The sequence below is a fragment of the Caballeronia sp. NCF2 genome, from assembly GCF_023631205.1.
Classification (GTDB): domain Bacteria; phylum Pseudomonadota; class Gammaproteobacteria; order Burkholderiales; family Burkholderiaceae; genus Caballeronia; species Caballeronia zhejiangensis.
Window position 1 is genome coordinate 1 of the sequence record NZ_JALQDN010000038.1, and the last position, 2,313, is coordinate 2,313.

A 2,313-nucleotide genomic window follows, 5' to 3' on the forward strand; every position below is an offset into this window, starting at 1 on the left:
TGTCAGCGTCGGATAGATACTCCTCATTTTCGTCGAAGTAAATTTCCCCAGTTTTTTGTTTGGCGCCGCCGCGTAAGCGGTGGCGCCCCGTCGATCACCGACCATATAGGCCTTCGCATTCGTCGGGGAGCTACCGGTGGTCGAGCTGGGAGAGGTTATGACGATTCTGGAATTGCATCGGCAGGGGCTGAGCATCTCGGCTATCGCCGTTCGACTAAATATGGATCGCAAGACCGTTCGCAAATACATTAAGAATGGTGTGCAGGCGCCTCGTTATGGTCCGCGTGCGCCGCGTCCTTGCGTCGTCGATTCGTTTGTCCATTACGTGACCGAGCGTGTGCGTGAGTACCCCGAGCTGAGCATTGAACGACTTCTTCGGGAGGTTCAGGCGATGGGCTACGTCGGCGGTCGCACAGCTTTGGGTGACTTGGTCCGAGAAGTTCGTCCGCCCAAGCAGCGTGGCTTCGAGGTGCGCTTCGAGACGCCGGCTGGAGCTCAAGCTCAAGTGGACTTTGCTCACTTCAATGTCGAATTTGATGACGTCCCTGGACAGCGGCGCTCGATCTGGTTGTTCTCGCTCGTGCTTGGACACAGCCGTTATTTGTGGGGCCGCTTCGTTGAGCACCAAGACCTTCAAACGGTTTTGCGCTGTCACATGGAAGCGTTTGAGCACATCGGCGGTGTTCCTCGAGAGGTGCTTTACGACCGCATGAAGGCGGCCGTGCTGGGCGAAGTCGAGAAGCACATCGTCTACAACGCAAAGCTCGTCGCATTCGCGCAGCACTATGGCTTTGCGCCGCGCGCATGCAAGGCATATCGCGCAAAGACTAAGGGGAAGGTCGAACGCCCATTTCGATACATCCGTCAGGACTTCTTCCTCGCTCGACGATTTCAGAATCTTGCCGACATGAATCGCCAGTTGCGTGAGTGGCTTGACTCAGTAGCCAATGTTCGTGTGCATGGCACGACGCACCGAGTTGTCGCGGAGCATTTTCTTGAGGAGCGCCCGACGTTGCAAGCGCTTCCCGCCGGTTTGTTCAATGGCGTGATCCGACTCGAGCGGCGTGTGAGTCACGAAGGACTCGTCTCAGTCGGCGGAAACTACTATAGCGTGCCCGACCGAACGCGCAAACGCACCCTCGAAGTTCACAGTCTGGCTCACGAAATCCGGATTTACGAGCAGGGCGAACTGCTGGCAGTGCACCCCGTGCTGGAAGGCCGACGACGAACGTCACTGCTGCCTGGCCACAGGCGCTCCGGTAAGCGCAAGCCGCAAACCGGACGCGCGCTGCCGCCTTCAAATGCAGGCGTCGCACGCCGGCCCCTAACGTTCTATGATCAGGTCGCGAAACGCCTAGCTGACGTTGGGAGGCATGCATGAACAGCGTTCCAAGCTCGACTGTCGAGCGGATACAGCGTTACCTCGTTGGCTTGCGCATGCCACGCGCTCTCGAAGCTCTAGATGCCACTCTGAAGCGCTTTGAGCAGGGCGACAGCTCAATGCTGGAAGTGCTCGAGACGCTGCTGGGCGAGGAATTCACTACGCGCGAGACACGGCGTATTCGGATGGCACTACAGACAGCAAGATTGGGCACAATCAAGACGCTCGCCGGATATGACTTCAGTTTCCAGCCGAGCCTCGATCGTGATCGGATCATGACGCTGGCGCAACTGGATTTCATCGAGCGGCGACAGGCGGTTCATTTCCTCGGGCCGCCTGGAACCGGTAAATCACACCTTTCCATCGCGTTGGGTGTCGAAGCGGTCCGCGCCGGCAAGAGCGTGTACTTCGGCTCGCTCGCCGAAATCGTCAGCTCGATGGCGAAGGCCGAGCGCGAAGGCAATCTGCCGCAACGCGTGCGCTTCCTCGCGCGCAACAGCCTGCTTATTGTCGACGAGATCGGATATCTCCCCATCGGCTCAAACGGCGGCAACCTGTTCTTCCAACTGATCAACGCCTGCTATGAGCGGTGCGCGATTATCTTGACTTCCAATCGCAGCTTCGGTGAGTGGGGCGAGGTATTCGGCGACAGTGTCGTTGCAGCAGCCCTGCTCGACAGGTTGCTGCATCACGCGATCGTGGTGCAGATTGAGGGCTCTTCTTACCGTCTGCGCGAGCATGCCGATTTACTCCCCGACCATCTACGCAACCGTCCATCATCTCTACACCCGGCATCTGCCGAAACGCCGCGCCGGCGCCCAGGACGCCCCCGGAGGAGCTCACCCGATCCCGAAAACGGCTGATCACCACGCAGATACAGGGTGGGGAATTTTACTCCGACAGTTTTGGGGAAACTAAGTCCGACGTTGACA

Annotated in this window: 2 protein-coding genes; both read left to right on the plus strand. The window is 58.6% G+C overall.

Annotated features, from left to right (window positions below; all coding sequences use genetic code 11):
* The first annotated feature begins 157 nt into the window (after positions 1-157).
* Positions 158-1,381, plus strand: a complete 1,224-nt coding sequence (gene istA, locus NCS02_RS14160; RefSeq protein WP_052131851.1) for an IS21 family transposase — start codon at positions 158-160, stop codon at positions 1,379-1,381.
* On the plus strand, positions 1,378-2,244 hold the full coding sequence (gene istB / locus NCS02_RS14165; protein WP_033536439.1) for an IS21-like element helper ATPase IstB: 867 nt from the start codon (positions 1,378-1,380) through the stop codon (positions 2,242-2,244). Before istA ends, istB begins: the two co-directional genes overlap by 4 nt.
* Positions 2,245-2,313 lie beyond the last annotated feature (69 nt).